Consider the following 5373-nt stretch of genomic DNA (forward strand, 5'->3'; position numbering starts at 1 on the left):
GGGATAGAGAGGTGCGTAGTTCACCCAAGGAGAATTAATCTCTCGAAGTAAAAGTGAAGGGAATTTCTGAAATGGAATTCAGTCTGTCTATATTTGACTATACTTTTACTAACTATGATGCAGTTAAATCGTTCTTGTACAATAATACCAAAGCTCTTGTGAGTCGCGCATGGCTACTTATCGTCGGTCAGCATTAACGGTAAAGTTTTTTGCCCGCCACCAAGGATAATGATCTTACTATTGGGAGATTGCCCTAACTTTTCTGTTGCTTCAATGGTTTTCAGTTGAATGATTTTATCCGTTAAACCTTCCGATAAAATCTTCTGAGCATTGGCGGTTCCCCTCGCTTCAATTATTTTCCGTTCCGCTTCTTTTTTGGCTTTTTGGATTTCTAAATCAATTTTTTGGCTTTCCTGTTCCGTGGCTACTTTCGCTTGAATAGCGGCTTGAATATTATCGGGCAAAATAATATTGCGGAGTAAAGCTTCTTCGACAATAAAACCGAGGGGCTGGAGTTGAGTGGCCATACTTTCACCAAGATTTTGGGCAATAATAGCCCTTTTTTCTCCATAAATATCGGTTAGGGGATAATTCGCTGTAATCTGACGAATCAACGAGCGAAAACGGGAAGTAATAATTTCTTTTTGTTGCTCAGGACTGCCAATTTTTTGGAAAACCTCTCCTGCTTTAGTGGGATCAAGACGGTATTGTAAACTCACGTCCATTTTAAAACCTAGCCCTTCCTTAGAGGTGGTATCAACGGTTTCTTTGATGTCCTGTAAACGGGTGGAATAGGTAATGATATCGGTAAAGGGATTGATAAAATAAATGCCAGGGGATAGGGTTTTTGGACCCACTTGACCCAGGCTTTCCATCACACCCACTTCCCCCGCCGGAATGACCACCGCAAAACGGCCTATTATCTGAAATAAAAAGACAGCACTACTTAACAGTCCAATCAGCAGACTCAAGGGCCGAATGAGGGGATTGGCGTTTTCCTTGAACTTAACAGTAAAAAACAGGCTCCAACTGACCAGAGCGGCGATCGCCGAAAGTATCCAAGACATAATCAGACCTAAAAAATAACTACTGATCGGATGATAACGGTGCGCCTTTAAGAACCGTTTAAGAAATTGCCAGCCCGCTATGTCCTCTCTCTTTGATTAGTTTGCCAACTTCTGGTCTGTGGAGACTGTGGCCACTACGGGTCAATAGCGAAGATCCCATTCACCAACTCATTGATCCCAAGACCTGGCAAGCCTTATAAGTAAGTGGTTATAATTAAATTGAAGAGCCGATTTTGTCTAATCTCTCAATAACAGATATTCACGAATCTCAAAAAAGTTATCCCAAGGAATATAGGGTTGATTTTCCGCTTGCAGATAATCGATTAAACGATCCCTAGCAAAAACTAGATCGGCCCTTCTAGCCATGGTAATATCGGTAACGGAATCACCGATCGCAATAGTTTCTACTCCTGAATATTTGGCCATAATCAAGGCTTTAGCCACTAATTCTGTCTCATTTTCCCAATCGGAGTGAACTTGCAGATATTCCCCCTGAGTATGAAGATTTACCCCATAAATTGCCGTTACCTTATCTAATAGTCCCTCGCGTTTTAAGACCGTTTCAATCATGCCTTGGATACCACCGGAGATAATAATAAAAGGGATGGCTCGCTCCTGTAAAAAAGCGAGGAATTCGGCTAATCCGGGGCGAATTGGCTTGCTTTCGGCATAGGCGAGAATATCGGCGTACTTTTGGCTCGGTATCGACTCTAACAGTTGACGGACACCCCGGCGCAGACTGAGAGTACGGGCGTACATTTGGGGCATAATCTGAGCCGATAAATCGGGGGCGAATTCTTTGAGCATACCCGCAAAGGTTTCCACGGCGGTGATAGTGCCATCAAAGTCACAGAAAACAGTTTTACTCATGGGGTGACAAAATATCTGAAATTGGATATAATCGAAGGTTATGATTAATTTTACAGAGATTATCTGATTCTAGAGCTTCAACCCCATGAAATCCTATCTCGCCGCCGCTATTCAAATGACCAGTCAGCCGGATTTAGAGAAAAATCTCGCTGCCGCTGAAGAATTGATCGAACTTGCCGTGGGTAAAGGGGCGGAATTAATCGGTTTACCGGAAAATTTCGCCTTTATGGGGGGAGAAACCGATAAAATCGCCCAGGCCGAGACTATTGCTCTCAAAGCCGATCAATTCCTCCGCACCATGGCCCAACGGTTTCAAGTGACCATTTTAGGGGGTGGTTTTCCCGTGCCAGTGACGGGTATTGCCGATAAAGCTTATAATACGGCTATTTTAGTCGATGGCAACGGTGCGGAATTAGCCCGTTATCAAAAAGTCCATCTCTTTGATGTCAATGTCCCGGATGGTAACACCTATCAGGAATCGAGTACAGTCATGGCAGGGATCGATTTACCGCCAATTTATGGCTCCGATAGCTTGGGCAAAATTGGCCTCTCGATTTGCTATGATGTGCGTTTTCCCGAACTCTATCGCTATTTATCGCAGCAAGGAGCCGATGTTTTATTTGTCCCCGCGGCGTTTACAGCTTTTACAGGGAAAGATCATTGGAAAGTTTTGTTACAAGCGCGAGCGATCGAGAATACTTGTTATATAATAGCCCCCGCTCAAACGGGCAATAATTACGAGCGCCGTTACACCCACGGTCACGCTATGATTATCGATCCTTGGGGTGTGGTTTTAGCTGACGCGGGGGAAGAAGCGGGAGTGGCAATTGCCGAAATTAATCCCCAACGTCTGCAACAAGTGCGACGACAAATGCCTTCCCTGCAGCATCGTGTTTTTGTTTAAAATTCGATCGAAAAATTAGTTCCCAGCGACGGGTATCAATAGGGAACAGAGCCTCACTTCTCTGTTCTCCAACCACTTATAATAACTTTTTAGCAAAATCGATCGCCTCCTGAAAAACTGTAACTTTGCCTTCAATTTGGGCAATTTGTACCTCGGTTAATAACTTACCAATAATCGGACTAGGTTTCAGGTGTAAATGGTTGATTAAATCATCGCCCCTTAATAAAGGTCGGGGATGGGCGATAATATTATGGGGATCGAGATAGGAAGTAAACAGAGAAGCGACGATATTTTTGTTAATCCCCATCGATAAAGCAAAAAGAGCAAAGACAGGAAATACTTTTCCCGTATTTAGATAAATAAAATACTGTTCCCGCAGACTTAAATTGTCTGCCTCCTTGAGGGGGGGTAAACACTTAATTACCGTGATTACCGTGCGAATTTCCCCACGGGAATACTTGAGATTGATTAATTCTTTTTCCGCTTCTGCTAAAATATCCGATACCAATAGGGCCAATTTTGTCAACTGTAACTGAGAAGGGGAAAAGATAAATTTTTCTGGTAACAAAGATTCTAAAAATCCCGCTGCCGCTTCCACCCCCATAACTCGTCCCATTTTTGCGGGGGTAATCCGACGCAACCAGAGAGATAATAAGCCATCTTCCCAGGCACTTTTTAGCCATTTATTGCCACGGGAATTGAGCAAAAGGTAGTTTAGCTCGGATTGTACCCTTTCGGCGGCTACAAGGCGCAATAAAGGGGCAAGAGAACGAATAGTTACACGGGTATGGGGTTCGATCTCAAAGTCTAATTGAGCCGCTTGTCGATAGGCCCTTAATAATCTTAGGGGATCATTTTGGAGATTTTCCCGGGAAATCATCCGCAGAGATTGGCAGCCTAAATCTTTTAATCCCCCTAAAGGATCGAAAATTTCTTGGGTTTGGAGATTATAAGCGAGAGCATTAACGGTGAAATCCCGTCTTTTTAGGTCTATTTCTAGAGATTCTCCCTCCTGTTGTGCGAAATCAAGCGTACCCTGCGGAAAAACGACGCGAGCAATTTGACGAACGGCATCTAAAACCACAAAACCGGCCTTATACTGATGGGCAATAGTTTGAGCAATTTCGATCGCTTTTTCGGGAACCACAAAATCTAGGTCAATATAGTCTTTCTGACGGTTTAATAAAGCGTCTCGCACAGCACCACCGACTAAATAAGCATTTTCTGGCAATTCTTCCTGATTAATCGCAAAAACTTCTTTAACTAAACTATTTAGGTTTTTTTGACAAGACATCGACAAGAGCAGTTTACAAAAATATAATTTTGACCGGCCCCATTTGGGGAGAGACTGAGCTAGATTAACGGAAAAGACTTATAGAGTTAAACTTATGTGTATTTGTATTAACTGCTATTTTGTTGATCGCTGTCTCACCTATCATGCCGTAGAAACACAACATCAGGAACGTCATCTCACCGAGACACCGGACTTTGAAGCGAAGAACCCTTCTATTAACGTTAACATTCGCACCAAGGAAGATTATATCGAAATGGAGTGGGATGTGGTGGGTTGTGACAGCTTTTTACGGGAAACTGGTAAATGGTCTAGTTTGCGTCCGGGTGAACCAATTCCCACCTAAAATACCTGAACTTCCCCCATACATATCTACTACAAGAGCCAAAAACCCTTATCCAGCAATAGATAGACCCGTTAACTTTTCTTGCTGTACCCGTGGAATGGTGGTCATATATATAGAAAAAGTTCCTAACCGTTGTGTCTGGAGTGGTTTTTATCAATGAGCATTGCTTAAAAGCAAACAATTCATAACTTAAGAGCGAGGTATTTATGGGTAAAGAAGAAGAACTACTTGAACAATGGCGAGAACTGACACCGGAAAAGCAACAAAAAGTTTTACAATTTGTTCAAATACTTAAGTCTAAGTCAGAAACAACAGCACCACAATCTAATTTTATTCCCCAAACACCATTAAGCAAAAAGTTATGGGAAATCCGACATCGGGCAATCGCAGCTGGATTGCAACTGCTCAATGAAGACGAGATAGAACAAGAAATTGCTGCACGTCGAGGGGGATGCAGTGAGTCATAAGAAAGCCTACATAGACTCTGGCGTACTCATTACTGCTTTCCAAGGCATCCAATCAGCCAGTATCAAAGCCTATCAAATTCTCAACGATGAAAATCGGCAGTTTGCCTCAAGTCGATTTGTTCAGTTAGAAGTATTACCTAAAGCAACTTTTAACAAGCAACAAGAAGAAATAGAATTTTACGAAACATTTTTTCTGGCTGTTAATTACTGGGCAACTGACTTAGAAAAAATTATACAGAATGCTCATGAAATTGCTGGCACTTACGGTTTAGCGGCGATGGATGCACTTCATGTTGCTGCTGCGCTGCAAATTAGACCTCTTGCATAATTTTTTTATGGTATAATATAAGGTTTTGCTTTTTTCTCAATTCTTAGATTGAAGTGGAAAAAAGAATAAAATGTGATCTTAGGTCAGGAAATCATCTATA

The 5373-nt window shown here is 42.3% G+C and carries 7 protein-coding genes; 4 read left to right on the forward strand and 3 right to left on the reverse strand.

Features of this window, described 5'->3' with window-relative positions; translation table 11 throughout:
* Positions 1–173 precede the first annotated feature (173 nt).
* Positions 174–1067: a prohibitin family protein gene (locus EWV84_RS11305; protein WP_287078076.1), complete on the reverse strand. Its 894-nt coding sequence runs from the start codon at positions 1065–1067 to the stop codon at positions 174–176.
* Positions 1068–1304: 237 nt separating this feature from the next.
* Positions 1305–1937, reverse strand: coding sequence for an HAD-IB family phosphatase (locus EWV84_RS11310; protein ID WP_287078077.1), 633 nt, complete (start codon positions 1935–1937; stop codon positions 1305–1307).
* Positions 1938–2022: 85 nt separating this feature from the next.
* On the opposite strand from EWV84_RS11310, the gene EWV84_RS11315 reads away from it, so the two are divergent.
* Positions 2023–2841 carry a carbon-nitrogen hydrolase family protein gene (locus EWV84_RS11315; RefSeq protein WP_287078078.1) on the forward strand — a complete coding sequence of 273 codons (819 nt, stop codon included), beginning with the start codon at positions 2023–2025 and terminating at the stop codon, positions 2839–2841.
* Positions 2842–2917: 76 nt separating this feature from the next.
* Here the strand turns inward: EWV84_RS11315 and EWV84_RS11320 are convergent, their stop codons facing one another.
* A complete protein-coding gene (locus tag EWV84_RS11320) occupies positions 2918–4135 on the reverse strand; it encodes a tRNA nucleotidyltransferase/poly(A) polymerase-related protein (protein ID WP_287078079.1) in 1218 nt (405 codons plus the stop codon).
* Between the two features lie 94 nt (positions 4136–4229).
* On the opposite strand from EWV84_RS11320, the gene EWV84_RS11325 reads away from it, so the two are divergent.
* The 3 genes from EWV84_RS11325 to EWV84_RS11335 all read left to right on the forward strand — a co-directional run bounded on the left by EWV84_RS11325 (position 4230) and on the right by EWV84_RS11335 (position 5273).
* On the forward strand, positions 4230–4478 hold the full coding sequence (locus tag EWV84_RS11325) for a Ycf34 family protein (protein ID WP_002745598.1): 249 nt from the start codon (positions 4230–4232) through the stop codon (positions 4476–4478).
* A gap of 206 nt (positions 4479–4684) precedes the next feature.
* The gene (locus tag EWV84_RS11330) at positions 4685–4945 is read left to right on the forward strand and encodes a hypothetical protein (RefSeq protein ID WP_287078080.1); all 261 of its coding nucleotides are present in this window, start codon (positions 4685–4687) and stop codon (positions 4943–4945) included.
* The gene (locus tag EWV84_RS11335) at positions 4935–5273 is read left to right on the forward strand and encodes a type II toxin-antitoxin system VapC family toxin (protein WP_287078081.1); all 339 of its coding nucleotides are present in this window, start codon (positions 4935–4937) and stop codon (positions 5271–5273) included. The genes EWV84_RS11330 and EWV84_RS11335 overlap by 11 nt, the downstream gene beginning before the upstream one ends.
* Positions 5274–5373 lie beyond the last annotated feature (100 nt).

It is taken from the genome of Microcystis sp. M_QC_C_20170808_M3Col (assembly GCF_007095505.1).
Classification (GTDB): Bacteria; Cyanobacteriota; Cyanobacteriia; order Cyanobacteriales; family Microcystaceae; genus Microcystis.

Coding starts and splice junctions, on each gene's coding strand:
- EWV84_RS11305 (WP_287078076.1), bottom strand. CDS start 1,067: ATGTCTTGGATACTTTCGGCGATCGCCGCTCTGGTCAGTTGGAGCCTG.
- EWV84_RS11330 (WP_287078080.1), top strand. CDS start 4,685: ATGGGTAAAGAAGAAGAACTACTTGAACAATGGCGAGAACTGACACCG.
- EWV84_RS11320 (WP_287078079.1), bottom strand. CDS start 4,135: ATGTCTTGTCAAAAAAACCTAAATAGTTTAGTTAAAGAAGTTTTTGCG.
- EWV84_RS11325 (WP_002745598.1), top strand. CDS start 4,230: ATGTGTATTTGTATTAACTGCTATTTTGTTGATCGCTGTCTCACCTAT.
- EWV84_RS11310 (WP_287078077.1), bottom strand. CDS start 1,937: ATGAGTAAAACTGTTTTCTGTGACTTTGATGGCACTATCACCGCCGTG.
- EWV84_RS11315 (WP_287078078.1), top strand. CDS start 2,023: ATGAAATCCTATCTCGCCGCCGCTATTCAAATGACCAGTCAGCCGGAT.